Source organism: Enterococcus silesiacus, assembly GCF_001886225.1.
Lineage (GTDB): Bacteria > Bacillota > Bacilli > Lactobacillales > Enterococcaceae > Enterococcus_L > Enterococcus_L silesiacus.
Window position 1 is genome coordinate 80,453 of sequence record NZ_JXLC01000011.1, and the last position, 13,814, is coordinate 94,266.

Genomic DNA, 13,814 nt, shown 5'->3' on the forward strand with positions numbered 1-13,814 from the left:
GAAAAACATGAAACATGATGCATTAGGAATGGTAGAAACAAGAGGAATGATTGGATCAATCGAAGCGGCGGATGCAATGGTGAAAGCTGCAAATGTTTCACTAATTGGAAAAGAATTAGTTGGTGGCGGTATTGTAACAGTGATGGTTAGAGGTGATGTTGGAGCTGTTAAGGCTGCAACTGATGCTGGTGCAGCAGCTGCTGAACGTGTGGGTGAATTGTTATCTGTGCACGTAATCCCACGTCCACATAGTGAAGTTGAAAATATTCTGCCAAATAGATAATTGAAAATAACAATTGAGGAGAAATAAACATGGAAAGTGGAAAAAATATTTCTTGTACTAGTGCAGACGTTAAAATGGAACAAGCTAAAAAAGGCTTCCGCGTAAAAGGAATCAGTAATGGGATTATTTCTGGGATCACCTATGGTATTTATTCAACATTAGTCGTGGTAGCAAGTGGTTATGATCCACTGGTTAGTGCGGCAGGATTTTTGGCAGCACCCTTTGTTTGTTCCGGGTTAAATGATTTTTTCGCAGGAATTTTACTTTTATTTTATAACGCAAAACAAGGTAGGCTAAAAGAATTAACCAGAACCTTGCATACAAAACCAGGTAAATTATTGGTGATAGGCTTTCTGTTAGGCGGACCTATTGCAAATGGTGCTTATCTAGTCGGTTTAGCAATGGCTGGAGCTTATGCGATTCCAATCTCAGCTACTTGCAGTTTATTTGGTGCTTTGTTTTCATGGATTTTCTTAAAGCAAAAGCCAACAGCTCGTATCGTATTAGGGATGGTGGTTGTGGTTGCTGGGGCAATTACAATTAACATGGTGAAACCAGAAGGTGCTCCTAATTTTACCCTAGGAATCATCTGTGCGCTGATTGCAGCAATTGCTTGGGGATTAGAAGGTGTATTTTCAAGTTTTGGTGGTGCTATGATCGATACTGATGTAGCGGTAAACTTACGTCAATTAATTTCTGGTCTGGTTGTTTTAATCATTGTTGTCCCTGCTGTTGGTGCATTTAACTTACTATTTGGGACATTAGCTGCAGTAACGCCTGTTTTATGGTTAGTATTGTCAGGGCTAAGCGCTGCGGTTTCATTTTTAACATGGTACAAAGCAAACGCCATGGTCGGAACAGCAATTGGTATGTCTTTAAATGTCACTTATGCATTTTGGGGTGTATTATTTAGTGTTATTTTCTTAGGTCAAACACTGACACCAACGATGGTTATAGGCTCAATTATTATCGTGATCGGTGCAATTTTAGTGACGATGAACCCATTAGATTTATTCAAAAAGGGGGCTGAGTAATATGCTTTTGCCTAGTAGAACAGCTGTATTAAATCAAATGTATGACCAAAGAGAAATAGATGTTGCACAGGTTATGGAGGAATTAAAACCTCAATACGGGCAGGAGAAACAGTTTAACGAAAAAATGTATTTAGAGCATATGATGGCACTAGAGGCCAACGGATTAGTGGAGTTAGCGACCTATGATTTAGATGACAATGATCAATTGGTCATTTATTACAAAATCACTGATGAAGGTAGAGCAACCGTTGAAAAATATGTTGATAAAAAATATCGTGCAGTGTAAGGAGGAAACACATTGAGATATCGTGGCGAAGAAGCTTTAGGGTTAGTAGAAACAATTGGGCTAGTGCCAGCGCTAAAAGCTGCTGATGAAATGTTAAAAGCCGCAAATGTGGAATTGATTTCTTATGAAAATATCGGCTCCACGTTAGTAACGGTCATGATCAAAGGAGACATTGCAGCTGTTGAAGCATCTGTTGCAGCTGGCGCTAAGGCTGCTGATGAGATCGGCACCTTAACAGCACAAAATGTGATGCCTCGACCAATTTCATATGTTGGGGATATTGTTTCTGTTCATGATATTGATCAGTAAGATTAGGAGGAAGATGAGTGAAGACCTATGAAGCAATTGGTGCAATTGAAACATTTGGCTTAGTTTTTGTTTTAGAAGCTTGTGATGCAATGTGCAAAGCTGCAAATGTTGAGTTGGTTGGGTATGAAAATGTTGCCTCAGGATACATTTCTGTGATCGTACAAGGAGATGTTGCTGCATGCCAGTCAGCGGTTGAAGCAGGTATTAAAGCCGTGGAACAGCTAGGTGCAAAAGTTTACAGTTCAGTCGTGATTGCAAGTCCTCATGGCGATTTAAATAAAATGATTGATCGTTATCAATTAAGTAATCTTTTACCTGCTGAGGAGGGAGATGCATAATAGATGCAATATGTAGATAAAGATTTAGTCTCTATTCAAGAAGCACGGATTTTAGTTGAAACGGCACGAGATGCGCAACAGCTAGTAAAAGAATACGAGCAAAAGAACCTTGATAACATCGTAAAACAACTACTTAAAGCAATTGAAGCGGATGTTGGTCGATTTTTAGCAACTGAAATTGAAGAAACAAATATGGGATGCTATAAAGACAAAGAAACATTGAGTATTCAGTTTTTGAAAGCGTTATCTGAAGAGCTTGATCAACAGCATTGTGTTGGAAATATTGTAGAAGATTCAGCGGGGAATATTCTACAGGTCGGAGTGCCATTAGGGGTAATTCCAGTGTTATTACCAGCAGAAAATGCAACATTAAATGCTATTTATAGTCTGACAATCGGGATAAAATCAGGCAATGCTATGCTTTTGATTCCACATCCTAACGCACAAAAAACAACGTATCAGGTGTTTCAAAAGATCAAAGAAATTTGTGAAATGAATGGTTTGCCTAAAGGATGTTTAGGCTGTGTCAGTGATGTAACAGAAAATGGAGTAAAAGAAATATTAGCCAGCCAAGACATTTCAATGATTATAGCCATTGGTAAGCAAAACTATATCAACGCAGCCAATTACCAACGGCCGATCATTTATGGCGGAGCGGGTGCAACTCCTGTTTTTATCGAGCGCTCAGCAGATATAAAACAAGCAGTAGAAGCAATAATCTATAGTCGTTCCTATGATAACGGATTATTACCAGCTACCGAACAGTATTTAATTGCCGAAGGAGTTGTTGCTTTTAAAGTCAAGGAATCGTTGCAGCAACATGGTGCACATTTCCTATCAAAAGATGAAGAAGCCAACTTACTGGCGCTTTTACAGCCAAAGGATAATCAAATAAATCCAACGTGTATTGGAAAAGATGCACTTTGGTTAGCTCAAGCGGCCAAAATAAGTGTAGCACCTACAACAAAAGTGTTAGTTTCAGAGCAACATTACATGCATGATGAGGATCCTTTTGCTAATGAGATGAAATGCCCAGTTCTAGCTTTTTACTTGGAACCAGACTGGATGCATGCGTGTGAAAAATCAATTCGTTTATTAAAAGAAAAAAATAACGGACATACACTAGCGATTCATTCAAAAAACAAAGTTGTTTTGAAAGAATTTGCTCTAAAGAAACCGGTCGGGCGCATGATTGTCAATGCACCAGCAAGTACTGCAAGTTTAGGTTTGCAATCGACGTTGCCGGTATCATTTATCCTTGGCGGCTTTACAACGGGCCGAGGGATTAGCGCTAAAAATATAACGGCAACAGATTTAACCTATATTCGAGAGATTGGTTATCCAGATGATTCGTTCATTGAAAATAAGCCATCAGAGTTGGAACGTGACTTTGATACAGCTATTTTAGAAAAAATCTTAACCAAAATAATGGAACACTAATTTGATGTAAAGTGAGGGAATAAAATGGACATTAAAGAATTTTCGGCTAAATTAGCCGAGGCAACTAAAGAGTTAAGTTCAGAAGAACGTACAGCATTAATGAAGATGTTTGCAACTGTTGCAGATGATACAAAAGACACAAGTATCACAAGTGGCGGATTCGCTTCAGATAACGAAACGACGATACCTAATGGAATTACGGCTCGTTTAGATGCTTTAAAAGCAAATTATTTAAAACAAAAACCGACTATCACCACACATCGTGCACGAGTGATTACAAAATTAGCTAAAGAAAATCCAGGGATGCCTAAAGAAATTTTACGTGGAAAATCATTTAAGCGTTGTTGTGAAACAGCACCATTGGTTATTCAAGATAATGAGTTGATTGTAGGTGCACCAAATGGCGCTCCTCGTGCCGGCGCATTCTCACCAGACATTGCTTGGCGTTGGATGGAAGATGAGATTGAGACCATTTCAAATCGCCCGCAAGACCCGTTTTTTATCTCTGATGAAGATAAAAAAATTATGAGGGAAGAACTATTTCCTTTCTGGCAAGGAAAATCAATCGATGAATATTGTGAAGATCAATTCCGTGAAGCTGGCGTTTGGGAATTGTCTGGCGAGTCTTTTGTTTCTGATTGTTCTTATCATCAATTAAATGGTGGTGGTGACTCTAACCCAGGTTATGATGTCATTTTAATGAAAAAAGGGATGCTAGATATTCAAAGAGAAGCAAAAGAACATTTAGAAAAACTTGATTATCAAAATCCTGATGACATTCAAAAGATTTATTTTTACAAATCATTAATTGATACTACTGAAGGGGTCATGATTTATGCACGTCGAATGTCAGAATATGCTGCACAATTAGCTCAAAGAGAAACAAATCCTAAACGTAAAGCAGAACTACAAAAGATTTCTGAAGTAAATGCAAAAGTCCCTGCTAATAAACCAGAAACTTTTTGGGAAGCAATTCAAGCAGTTTGGACAATTGAATCATTGCTTGTTGTAGAGGAAAATCAAACAGGGATGTCAATCGGACGTGTCGATCAATATATGTATCCTTATTTCAAAAATGATTTGGACACTGGCAAAATGAACGAATTTGAAGCCTTTGAATTAGCAGGTTGTATGCTGATCAAAATGTCTGAGATGATGTGGATCACAAGTGAAGGTGGTTCTAAATTCTTCGCTGGGTATCAGCCATTCGTTAACATGTGTGTTGGTGGAGTGACCCGTGAAGGACACGATGCCACTAACGAATTAACCTATCTACTAATGGATGCTGTTCGTCATGTTAAAGTGTATCAACCATCATTAGCTTGTCGGATTCATAATCGTTCACCACGAGAATACTTGAAAAAAATTGTCGATGTTGTTCGTGCAGGAATCGGTTTCCCAGCTTGTCACTTTGACGATACACATATCAAAATGATGCTGGCTAAAGGTGTATCGATCGAGGATGCGCGTGATTATTGTTTGATGGGGTGTGTTGAGCCGCAAAAATCAGGACGCTTATACCAATGGACCTCAACAGCATATACGCAATGGCCAATTTGCATTGAACTTGTGTTAAATCGTGGTGTTCCGTTGTGGTATGGCAAAGAAGTCTGTCCTGATATGGGCGATATTTCTCAATTCAAAACCTACGAGCAATTTGAAGAAGCTGTTAAAGGCCAAATTAAATATGTAACAAAATGGTCATCTGTTGCCACTGTTATTACGCAAAGAGTCCATCGTGATTTAGCGCCAAAACCATTAATGTCCTTGATGTACGAAGGCTGTATGGAAAATGGAAAAGATGTTTCTCAGGGCGGAGCAATGTACAATTTTGGACCTGGTGTTGTTTGGTCAGGTTTAGCCACTTATGCAGATTCAATGGCAGCAATCAAAAAATTAGTTTTCGATGATAAAAAATATACGTTAGAAGAAATGAATCGTGCCTTAAAAGCTGATTTTGTCGGCTATGATCAAATTCGTACCGATTGTTTAAATGCACCAAAATATGGTAATGATGATGACTATGCAGATTTAATTGCAGCCGAGCTAATTCATTTTACAGAAGCAGAACACCGTCAATATAAAACTTTATTCTCAGAACTTTGTCATGGGACGTTGTCTATTTCAAATAACACACCACTGGGACAAATGACTGGTGCTTCGGCGAATGGTCGTAAAGCTTGGATTCCATTATCAGACGGTATTAGCCCTTCACAAGGCGCTGACTTTAAAGGGCCAACTGCTATCGTAAAATCTATTTCTAAAATGGCCAATGATACGATGAATATGGGCATGGTTCATAACTTTAAGATTATGTCAGGATTATTAGATACACCTGAAGGAGAAGAAAGCTTAATTACGTTGTTGAAAACAGCAAGCATCCTTGGAAATGGTGAGATGCAGTTTAATTATTTAGATAATGAAACGTTGTTGGAAGCTCAAAAACATCCAGAACAATACCGTGACTTGATTGTTCGGGTAGCAGGCTACAGTGCCTTCTTTGTTGAATTATGTCAAGATGTTCAAGATGAGATTATTAGCCGAACAATGTTAACTAAGTTTTCATAGATAGTAGGAGATGAAAAAATGAATACTCAAAACATCACGACAATTGAGCGTCAAGCGATGGTTTTTAATGTACAAAAATATAGTTTATACGATGGTCCAGGTATTCGTACGATTGTTTTTTTCAAAGGATGTCCATTACGATGCCAATGGTGTGCGAATCCTGAAGGGCTTGAGCGGAAATTTGAAGTAATGTATAAAGAAAGCGTCTGTAGTGATTGTCGCGCCTGTGTCGAGGTATGTCCGATGGGTATTCATTACATGGATGAAAATGATCAGCATCAAGTACGACGCGACATTGCCTGCAACGGTTGTCGCGCGTGCGTCGATGTCTGCCCGATGGCAGCATTAAATATTACCGGTGAAATCAAAACAATTTCTGAATTGATGGAAGTCATTCATGAAGATGATGCTTTTTATGAACAATCAGGCGGCGGCGTCACCCTTAGTGGTGGGGAATGTACTGCACAGCCAGAAGCGGCATTAGCCTTGTTACAAGCCTGTCGAGCAGATGGTATCCATACCGCAATTGAAACATGTGGTCATACAAGAATGGATCGAATCCTGCAAATAGCAGAATATGTCAACTTGTTTTTATTTGATTTAAAGCATATGAATCCTGTTAGACATAACGAATTAACAGGTATAAGTAACGAAAAAATATTAGCCAATCTCCAAGAAATTTTAAAGGCAGGACATCAAGTTCAGATTCGGATGCCGATGTTAAAAATGATTAATGATAGCCGAGAAGAAATTCAACAAATCATTGATTTTTTACTACCATACAAAGACTATTCAAATTTTCTAGGGATAGATTTATTGCCGTATCATAAATTAGGAGTAAACAAGTATGGACAGTTAGGCATGGAGTATCCAGTCGCTGGAGATCCTTCTTTATCAGAGTCTGATTTAGATCGGATCGAAGGCTGGATTAAAGAATATGAGTTTCCTGTTCGAGTAGTCCGTCATTAGAAAGGGTGTCGTAGGATGGAAGAAAATGCTCCCAGGCGAGTAATCGAAGAATCCGTTCCAGGAAAGCAAGTGACACTGGCCCACGTGATTGCTTCGCCAATTTCAGAAGTCTATGAATCACTAGGCGTTGAAGCAGAAGGGGCAATCGGAATCTTAACCATCTCCCCTGTTGAAACAGCAATCATTGCTGCCGATATAGCAGGTAAAAGTGCAGGGATAAGTGTAGGTTTTTTAGATCGATTTACTGGATCGGTATTGATCAATGGTGATGTACAAAGCGTAGAAGTTGCTTTAAACGCAGTGGTGACCGTGTTAAAAGAAAAGTTGAATTATGATGTTGTTGCTGTGAGTAAAACATGAAGAAACGGATTTTAATTATAGGACCCAATAGGCAGCATGTGCAAGCAATTGCTGAGGCGATTGAGCAACCCGAGCGACCGATACGAAAGGTTGCCAATATTATGTATACCAATGACACGATTCTTGTTCCAAGTTCCTATTTAGAAAGTCCTTGGATGCACAAACACATTATTTCAATGCAGCAAAAAGCAAGTAAGGTTCTCTTTTTGGTTCCATATCCCAATAGAAAGAGAAGTTATCCGCCTAATTTTGCCCACGTGTTCCAAGTGCCAGTGATTGGTGTTGTAATATCTGAAATAGAAAAGACTACACTTGCTGAACAAAGGGCTGAGAAAAGACAGCTGGAAGAAATTGGTTGTTCAAAAGAACAATTTTTTCTTCACTTGGATAACATAGATGAAATAAAGGATTTTGTTGAAAAAATTAGGTGAAAGGAGGAACGTAGATGCTAAAACAATTTAAAATGGCAACAAAAATCGTGACAGGTGTGGATGCTTTGTCTAGTATTCAAACGCTGTCTCTTGAAAGAGTATTAATTATTTGTGATCCATTTATGGAGCAAAATGGAACTGCGGAAAAAATGATGCAGTTACTACAGGAAAAAAATGTCCGTTGCCACATTTTTTCAGAGATCATTCCTGATCCGACCATCGATGTCGTTACAAAAGGTCTAGTCGCTGCAATGGATTTGAAACCTGACGGCATTATTGCCTTAGGTGGTGGTTCAGCTATGGATGCAGCTAAAGTGATTCGTCACATATACACCATGGTTGAAAAAAGTAGTTCAGTCCAGTTAATTTGTGTGCCAACAACAAGTGGTACAGGTAGTGAAGTAACTTCTTTTGCCGTAATCTCAGATCCAACAACTCAAAGTAAATATGCTTTAGTAGATGATCGTATGGTTCCAGATTTAGCTATTTTAGATCCAGTATTAACCGTAAGCGTACCAAAAAGCGTAACAGCTGATACTGGTATTGACGTATTAACTCATTGTATAGAAGCGCTAGCCTCGACAAGTGCAACTGATTTTACCGATGCGGCGAGTGAAAAAGCAATGAAAATCATTTGGCAGGATTTAATTGCGGTCGTTAAAGATGGGGAAAATTTAGCCCTTCGCGAGCGAGTTCATAATGCTTCTTGCTTAGCTGGTATTGCCTTTAGTGAGGCATCATTGGGGATTTGTCATAGTTTGGCACATGCTTTAGGTGGGAAATTTCATATTCCTCATGGTCGGGCCAATGCATTATTGTTACCTCATGTGATTAGCTACAATGCTGGTTTAGAGCTGGAAAAAGAAATACCTAGTTTAACTATTTATCAAAGAATTGCAAATAATTTAGGTTTTCAAGCTGGAACACCTAAAGCAACTGTTCATGCATTGATCAACGGATTAAATCGGCAATTGAAACAATTAGAAATTGCCAATTTGATTACAGATCACGCGATTGATTCAGAAGAATTTTTGGCAGCAATTCCGGAAATGGTAGCAAAAGCAATGGAAGATAAATGTACGATCACAAACCCGAGAAAACCAACCCTCCAAGAATTAGAACAAATATATAAGAGGTTGTTAAGAGGTGGTTATTAATGCATTTTGTGACAGAAAGTGAGCTCAGAACGAAATTTCGGAACGAGGCATTTACACAATTTTGTTTAAATAATCAACTGCGTATAACACCTGGAGCGAAGCAATTTCTTTTGGACAAAAAAATTCAAATTGTAACAGAAGCAGAGCTAGAAAAGAAAATGGACCCCGACGATCAACCATTCACTTCATTGACTGGTTATAAAGAAGTCTTATCTTCAGAGCTCTTAGAGGCAGCATTGTTAGCAATGGATCAGCAGTTGAGTATGAGTCAAAAAATCATCGACTTAGAAAAAGAATTGATTCTAGTATTGGGAAAAGAAACGGTTGATGCTAACTTTATTTCAGAACAAGCAGAAGAATTTCAATTGGAAGCTGTTCATATTTTTAGTAGACAGGGTTTATTACTGATTAAGCTAAAGAAAATCTACGGCATGATTCATTTGATTCAAGCTGAATATCCGGAGTATAGCTCAATTTTAATCAATGCTAGTCAAAAAATAAATGAACTAAAGAAACAATTAGTAGGAGAAGCCAATGAAAAGACAATCAATGAAAGCTTGTAATCAATTTGTTGCAGAGTTTGAACAAGTCATAAAAAAGCCGAAAAAGCATTTTTCAAAAACCTACTATACTGGCATTGATTTAGGAACAGCTTGCGTTGTCCTAGCTGTGTTAGATGAAAACTATGAACCAGTAGCAGGTGCCTATCGATATGCTGATGTTGTACGGGATGGGATGGTCGTTGATTATATTGGCGCTGTTGAACTTGTTCGTGAGCTTAAAGAAGAATTGGAGCAAAAACTAAAGACAGAACTAATCTATGCTGCAGCTTCATTACCTCCTGGAACAGATGAATTGGATGGCGGTGCAATCAAAAATGTTGTCCAAAGTGCTGGCTTTGAATTGACTAATCTGTTAGATGAACCGACAGCTGCCAATCAATTATTGAAAATAACCGACGGCGCTGTAGTAGATATTGGCGGTGGTACGACAGGCATTTCCATTGTAGAAAAAGGCCAAGTTGTTAAAGTAGCTGATGAAGCCACCGGTGGTACACATTTATCGCTGGTGATCGCAGGAGCGTATAAGCTCGCATTTGACGCCGCTGAAAAATATAAACGAAATGAACAGCATCATGATGAGTTATTGACGGTCTTGAAGCCAGTAATTGAGAAGATTTCTTCTATTATTATTCAGCAAACAAAAGGATATAACGTTGAAGGAATCTATTTGGTAGGTGGTACAGCTTGTCTCAAAAATATTGAAACGATCATTGAAAAAACGACAGGAATCCCAACCTATAAACCAACGAATCCAATGTTTGTTACGCCTTTGGGGATTGCTGTCAGCTGTACCAATCAAGTATTAACATAGGGGGAATCAAAATGGATTGTCGTATTATTAAGTCGCCAGGCGAAGGAACCTTAGCGATCTTAAATCGTCGAAGAGGGTCGAAAGATAATTTGGGTGTACCTGATGCAGTGGGATTGGTTCAAGGAAAACTAATAGAAATGGTTTGTGCTGCCGATATCGCTGAAAAAGCCGTTGGTGTGACCGTTGAAGACATTCGGGGAAGTTGTCCGCAAAATATGATTTTATTAGCTATTTTCGGTGATACTGCCTCCGTTATTGCAGCGATGGAAGAGATCAAAAAAAAGGAAAATGATCGCTTATGGTAACTGCTAAACTAATGGATACAATCTGGGCAACCCGAAAATCAGAAAAACTAAACGGATTAAAATTAATGCTCGCAGAAGTTACCGGAGGCTCCAGAGAAGGTGAACGAATGATTGTCTGTGATGTGATCGGCGCAGGCATCGGCGATCGGGTCATCATTGCCACAGGATCAGCGGCCAGACGTATGCTAGAAGATGATACCGTTCCTGTAGATGCTGCAGTAGTAGGGATCATTGATGAAAGTTGTGAATCTGTTTAAAGAAAGTGTGACAAAATGAAAAAGCTAATTTGTGCAAAAGATATCGAAACGCTTCATAACAATGGAGATCAAGTTATCTTGATCAATAAACAAACGATTATCACGCCTTCTGCTAAAGACTTGGCAGAGGAGTATCATATGCTATTAAAAAAAAGTGAATCTGAAAGTGTAAATACTGTGTTTGATTCACAGGAAATCACCAAAGAATATTTAGTGACCTTGTTAAAAAATCTGTTAAATGAAGCTGGAATCACAGGCTTTGAAGAGGAGCCGTTTGAATGTCAAACTCATTCAAGTGGGTTAAAAATTATCCGAGGCTCTACAGTTAAGCTCTCTGCTTTAAATGATACAGATGAAGATGTATGTTATCAGGAAATTTTATCTTCACAAGCAGGCGAAATTAAGCTGGGGATTTTAGCAATAAATAATAGTCATCTCTATGAAGAAGACACGTTGGAGTCAGTAAATTATGTGGTCGATGGCACACTTCAAGTGACTATTGATGAAACGAGCTTTGAGGCTTACAAAGGAGATATTATTTTTGTCCCGCAGCATTCAGCTATTAACTGGTCTACTCCAAACAAAGTCACTATTTTATCAGGTAAATTGAAAAGTGGGGGGTAGAAAATGAATCAAGCAATCGGCATGATTGAAACCAAAGGATTATTAGCCTTGATCGAAGCCACAGATACCATGGTAAAATCCTCTGAAGTTCATTGTTTAGGCAAAAAGCAAGTTGGCGGTGGGTTAAATACGGTTTTGATTACGGGAGATGTGGCAGCTGTTGAAACGGCCATCCAAGCAGCTATTGTAAGTGTTCAACGTTTAGGTGAAGGACTTTTAACTGCTTCCCATGTAATTCCTCGACCAGCCATCGATGCGAAAGCTTTTGTGGACGCCGGGAACATAGCGGAAGAACCAGAGGAAAATGAACCAGAAGTAGTTGTTGTTGAAGCAATCGAAATAAAAGAACCGACAGAGACGATTGAACCCGATCCAAAGGAAAAATTACTTCACGAACTTCAACAAATGAAAGTGACAGAATTGAGAAAATTAGCGAAAGAGCAACCAAATATTAGCATTCCACACAAAAATATCCACCGGACAAACAAAGAGAAATTGGTAAAAGCATTAACTGACATTTTAATAATAAATGAATAGAGGAATACAAATGGAAATGTTCGATAAAGATTTACGTTCTGTTCAAGAAGCTCGTGATTTGACGCGTAAAGGAAAAGTTGCTGCAAATCAAATCGCTACTTTTTCGGAAGAACAAATTGACCAAATTTTACAAAGCATGAAGAATGCAGCAAGTAAATATGCTGTTGGCTTAGCCGAACGGGCAGTAGAAGAGACGGGTTTTGGTAAAGTCTTAGATAAAACGTATAAAAATCATGCGGCCTCACAATTACTATATGACGAGATCAAAAATGAGAAAACCATCGGGATCATAGCAGAAAATACTGAAAAGGGCACATTTGATGTTGCAGAACCAGTCGGGTTAGTTTTAGGGATTATTCCTTCAACCAATCCAACTTCAACAGTTATTTTTAAAGCGATGATCGCGCTGAAATCAAGAAATGCCATTGTATTTTCACCACATCCAACAGCCGTTAACTGTACAAAAAAAGCTGCAGATTTATTGAATCGTGCCGCAGTAGCAGCGGGAGCACCAGAGGGAATCATTAGTTGTCTGTCGATTCCAACGATGGCAGGCACTAATGAATTATTGCATGCAAAAGAAGTCAACTTGATTATTGCGACTGGTGGACCAGGCATGGTGAAGGCTGCCTATAGTTCAGGAAAACCAGCCTTAGGTGTGGGTGCTGGAAATTCGCCAGCTTACATTGAACGAACGGCAGATGTCAAAGAGGCTGTAGCAAAAATCATAGCATCAAAAACATTCGATAATGGAACGATTTGTGCCTCAGAGCAATCAATCATCTGTGAAGAAATCAATAAAGAGGCTGTTATTCGGGAGTTAAAAGCGCAGGGCGGTTATTTTATGTCAGAAGCAGAAACGGATAAAGTCTGTAAGTTACTATTTAAAAATGGTTACGCAATGAATGCTAAATTTGTTGGGCGCAGTGCTACAGTCATCGCGCAAGCGGCTGGGATTACCGTACCTGCTGAGACGAAAGTCTTGATTGGTCCACAAGGTGGCGTTGGTGCAGGCTATCCGTTATCGTTTGAAAAGTTAACGACAGTTTTAGGTTTTTATGTTGTAAATAATTGGGAAGAAGCCTGTGATCTAAGTATTGAACTATTGCAAAATGGCATTGGGCATACGATGAGTTTGCATACGAATAGTCGTGATATCGTACTGAAATTTGCAGCCAAACCCGCATCACGAATTTTAGTCAATACTGGTGGAAGTCAAGGGGGGACAGGGATCAGTACCGGATTACCGATTTCATTTACCTTAGGGTGTGGGACCTTTGGCGGAAGCTCCGTTTCAGAAAACGTTGGTCCAAAACATCTATTGAATATTAAAAAGGTTGCATACGGATTGAAAGATGTCACTACTTTAGTGCAAGATGATCCAACATTTACCTATGGAAAGATGGAGGCACAAGAGCCTACAGAACATTCGATTTCATCTTCTCAGACTGTGGAATCAAAGTCTATCAACGAGACGGATGTTGAAACACTAGCAAATGTGGTTCGTCAAGTTTTAGCAAGTATGAATTAACTGAGAAAGGA

18 protein-coding genes are annotated in these 13,814 nt (G+C 38.9%); all 18 read left to right on the forward strand.

Annotated features, from left to right (window positions below; all coding sequences use genetic code 11):
- The first annotated feature begins 7 nt into the window (after window positions 1–7).
- From RV15_RS09170 to RV15_RS09255, 18 genes are read left to right on the forward strand one after another with little or no spacing between them, the layout of a single operon-like run.
- Entirely contained in the window at window positions 8–283 is a 276-nt protein-coding gene (locus RV15_RS09170) for a BMC domain-containing protein (RefSeq protein WP_071877750.1), read from the forward strand.
- Between the two features lie 29 nt (window positions 284–312).
- Complete coding sequence (locus RV15_RS09175) at window positions 313–1,317, forward strand: DMT family transporter (protein WP_071877751.1); 1,005 nt, start codon at window positions 313–315, stop codon at window positions 1,315–1,317.
- Between the two features lies 1 nt (window position 1,318).
- On the forward strand, window positions 1,319–1,603 hold the full coding sequence (locus RV15_RS09180; RefSeq protein WP_071877752.1) for a hypothetical protein: 285 nt from the start codon (window positions 1,319–1,321) through the stop codon (window positions 1,601–1,603).
- 12 nt (window positions 1,604–1,615) lie between these two features.
- Window positions 1,616–1,912, forward strand: coding sequence for a BMC domain-containing protein (locus RV15_RS09185; RefSeq protein ID WP_071877753.1), 297 nt, complete (start codon window positions 1,616–1,618; stop codon window positions 1,910–1,912).
- Window positions 1,913–1,929: 17 nt separating this feature from the next.
- The gene (locus tag RV15_RS09190; protein WP_071877754.1) at window positions 1,930–2,250 is read left to right on the forward strand and encodes a BMC domain-containing protein; all 321 of its coding nucleotides are present in this window, start codon (window positions 1,930–1,932) and stop codon (window positions 2,248–2,250) included.
- 3 nt (window positions 2,251–2,253) lie between these two features.
- Entirely contained in the window at window positions 2,254–3,690 is a 1,437-nt protein-coding gene (locus tag RV15_RS09195) for an aldehyde dehydrogenase family protein (protein ID WP_071877755.1), read from the forward strand.
- Between the two features lie 24 nt (window positions 3,691–3,714).
- Window positions 3,715–6,258, forward strand: a complete 2,544-nt coding sequence (gene cutC, locus RV15_RS09200; protein ID WP_071877756.1) for a choline trimethylamine-lyase — start codon at window positions 3,715–3,717, stop codon at window positions 6,256–6,258.
- Between the two features lie 18 nt (window positions 6,259–6,276).
- A complete protein-coding gene (gene cutD / locus RV15_RS09205; protein ID WP_071877757.1) occupies window positions 6,277–7,227 on the forward strand; it encodes a choline TMA-lyase-activating enzyme in 951 nt (316 codons plus the stop codon).
- 15 nt (window positions 7,228–7,242) lie between these two features.
- Window positions 7,243–7,587 (forward strand): BMC domain-containing protein, encoded by a 345-nt coding sequence (locus RV15_RS09210; RefSeq protein WP_071877758.1) that lies wholly within the window; start codon window positions 7,243–7,245, stop codon window positions 7,585–7,587.
- On the forward strand, window positions 7,584–8,018 hold the full coding sequence (locus RV15_RS09215; RefSeq protein ID WP_071877759.1) for a EutP/PduV family microcompartment system protein: 435 nt from the start codon (window positions 7,584–7,586) through the stop codon (window positions 8,016–8,018). Before RV15_RS09210 ends, RV15_RS09215 begins: the two co-directional genes overlap by 4 nt.
- 14 nt (window positions 8,019–8,032) lie before the next feature.
- The gene (locus tag RV15_RS09220; protein ID WP_071877760.1) at window positions 8,033–9,175 is read left to right on the forward strand and encodes a 1-propanol dehydrogenase PduQ; all 1,143 of its coding nucleotides are present in this window, start codon (window positions 8,033–8,035) and stop codon (window positions 9,173–9,175) included.
- Complete coding sequence (locus tag RV15_RS09225) at window positions 9,175–9,738, forward strand: hypothetical protein (RefSeq protein ID WP_071877761.1); 564 nt, start codon at window positions 9,175–9,177, stop codon at window positions 9,736–9,738. Before RV15_RS09220 ends, RV15_RS09225 begins: the two co-directional genes overlap by 1 nt.
- Window positions 9,710–10,549: an ethanolamine utilization protein EutJ gene (gene eutJ / locus RV15_RS09230; RefSeq protein WP_071877762.1), complete on the forward strand. Its 840-nt coding sequence runs from the start codon at window positions 9,710–9,712 to the stop codon at window positions 10,547–10,549. Before RV15_RS09225 ends, eutJ begins: the two co-directional genes overlap by 29 nt.
- Before the next feature lie 11 nt (window positions 10,550–10,560).
- On the forward strand, window positions 10,561–10,854 hold the full coding sequence (locus tag RV15_RS09235; protein WP_071877763.1) for a BMC domain-containing protein: 294 nt from the start codon (window positions 10,561–10,563) through the stop codon (window positions 10,852–10,854).
- The gene (locus RV15_RS09240; protein WP_071877764.1) at window positions 10,848–11,111 is read left to right on the forward strand and encodes a EutN/CcmL family microcompartment protein; all 264 of its coding nucleotides are present in this window, start codon (window positions 10,848–10,850) and stop codon (window positions 11,109–11,111) included. The genes RV15_RS09235 and RV15_RS09240 overlap by 7 nt, the downstream gene beginning before the upstream one ends.
- Before the next feature lie 15 nt (window positions 11,112–11,126).
- Window positions 11,127–11,735 carry a cupin domain-containing protein gene (locus tag RV15_RS09245; protein ID WP_071877765.1) on the forward strand — a complete coding sequence of 203 codons (609 nt, stop codon included), beginning with the start codon at window positions 11,127–11,129 and terminating at the stop codon, window positions 11,733–11,735.
- 3 nt (window positions 11,736–11,738) lie between these two features.
- Window positions 11,739–12,272: a BMC domain-containing protein gene (locus RV15_RS09250; RefSeq protein WP_071877766.1), complete on the forward strand. Its 534-nt coding sequence runs from the start codon at window positions 11,739–11,741 to the stop codon at window positions 12,270–12,272.
- Window positions 12,273–12,282: 10 nt separating this feature from the next.
- Complete coding sequence (locus RV15_RS09255) at window positions 12,283–13,803, forward strand: acetaldehyde dehydrogenase (acetylating) (RefSeq protein WP_071877767.1); 1,521 nt, start codon at window positions 12,283–12,285, stop codon at window positions 13,801–13,803.
- Window positions 13,804–13,814 lie beyond the last annotated feature (11 nt).

Bases quoted from the DNA above. Each gene is read 5' to 3' on its own strand.
- RV15_RS09170 (WP_071877750.1), top strand. From the start codon at position 8: ATGAAACATGATGCATTAGGAATGGTAGAAACAAGAGGAATGATTGGA.
- RV15_RS09175 (WP_071877751.1), top strand. From the start codon at position 313: ATGGAAAGTGGAAAAAATATTTCTTGTACTAGTGCAGACGTTAAAATG.
- RV15_RS09180 (WP_071877752.1), top strand. From the start codon at position 1,319: ATGCTTTTGCCTAGTAGAACAGCTGTATTAAATCAAATGTATGACCAA.
- RV15_RS09195 (WP_071877755.1), top strand. From the start codon at position 2,254: ATGCAATATGTAGATAAAGATTTAGTCTCTATTCAAGAAGCACGGATT.
- cutC (WP_071877756.1), top strand. From the start codon at position 3,715: ATGGACATTAAAGAATTTTCGGCTAAATTAGCCGAGGCAACTAAAGAG.
- cutD (WP_071877757.1), top strand. From the start codon at position 6,277: ATGAATACTCAAAACATCACGACAATTGAGCGTCAAGCGATGGTTTTT.
- RV15_RS09210 (WP_071877758.1), top strand. From the start codon at position 7,243: ATGGAAGAAAATGCTCCCAGGCGAGTAATCGAAGAATCCGTTCCAGGA.
- RV15_RS09215 (WP_071877759.1), top strand. From the start codon at position 7,584: ATGAAGAAACGGATTTTAATTATAGGACCCAATAGGCAGCATGTGCAA.
- RV15_RS09220 (WP_071877760.1), top strand. From the start codon at position 8,033: ATGCTAAAACAATTTAAAATGGCAACAAAAATCGTGACAGGTGTGGAT.
- RV15_RS09225 (WP_071877761.1), top strand. From the start codon at position 9,175: ATGCATTTTGTGACAGAAAGTGAGCTCAGAACGAAATTTCGGAACGAG.
- eutJ (WP_071877762.1), top strand. From the start codon at position 9,710: ATGAAAAGACAATCAATGAAAGCTTGTAATCAATTTGTTGCAGAGTTT.
- RV15_RS09235 (WP_071877763.1), top strand. From the start codon at position 10,561: ATGGATTGTCGTATTATTAAGTCGCCAGGCGAAGGAACCTTAGCGATC.
- RV15_RS09240 (WP_071877764.1), top strand. From the start codon at position 10,848: ATGGTAACTGCTAAACTAATGGATACAATCTGGGCAACCCGAAAATCA.
- RV15_RS09245 (WP_071877765.1), top strand. From the start codon at position 11,127: ATGAAAAAGCTAATTTGTGCAAAAGATATCGAAACGCTTCATAACAAT.
- RV15_RS09250 (WP_071877766.1), top strand. From the start codon at position 11,739: ATGAATCAAGCAATCGGCATGATTGAAACCAAAGGATTATTAGCCTTG.
- RV15_RS09255 (WP_071877767.1), top strand. From the start codon at position 12,283: ATGGAAATGTTCGATAAAGATTTACGTTCTGTTCAAGAAGCTCGTGAT.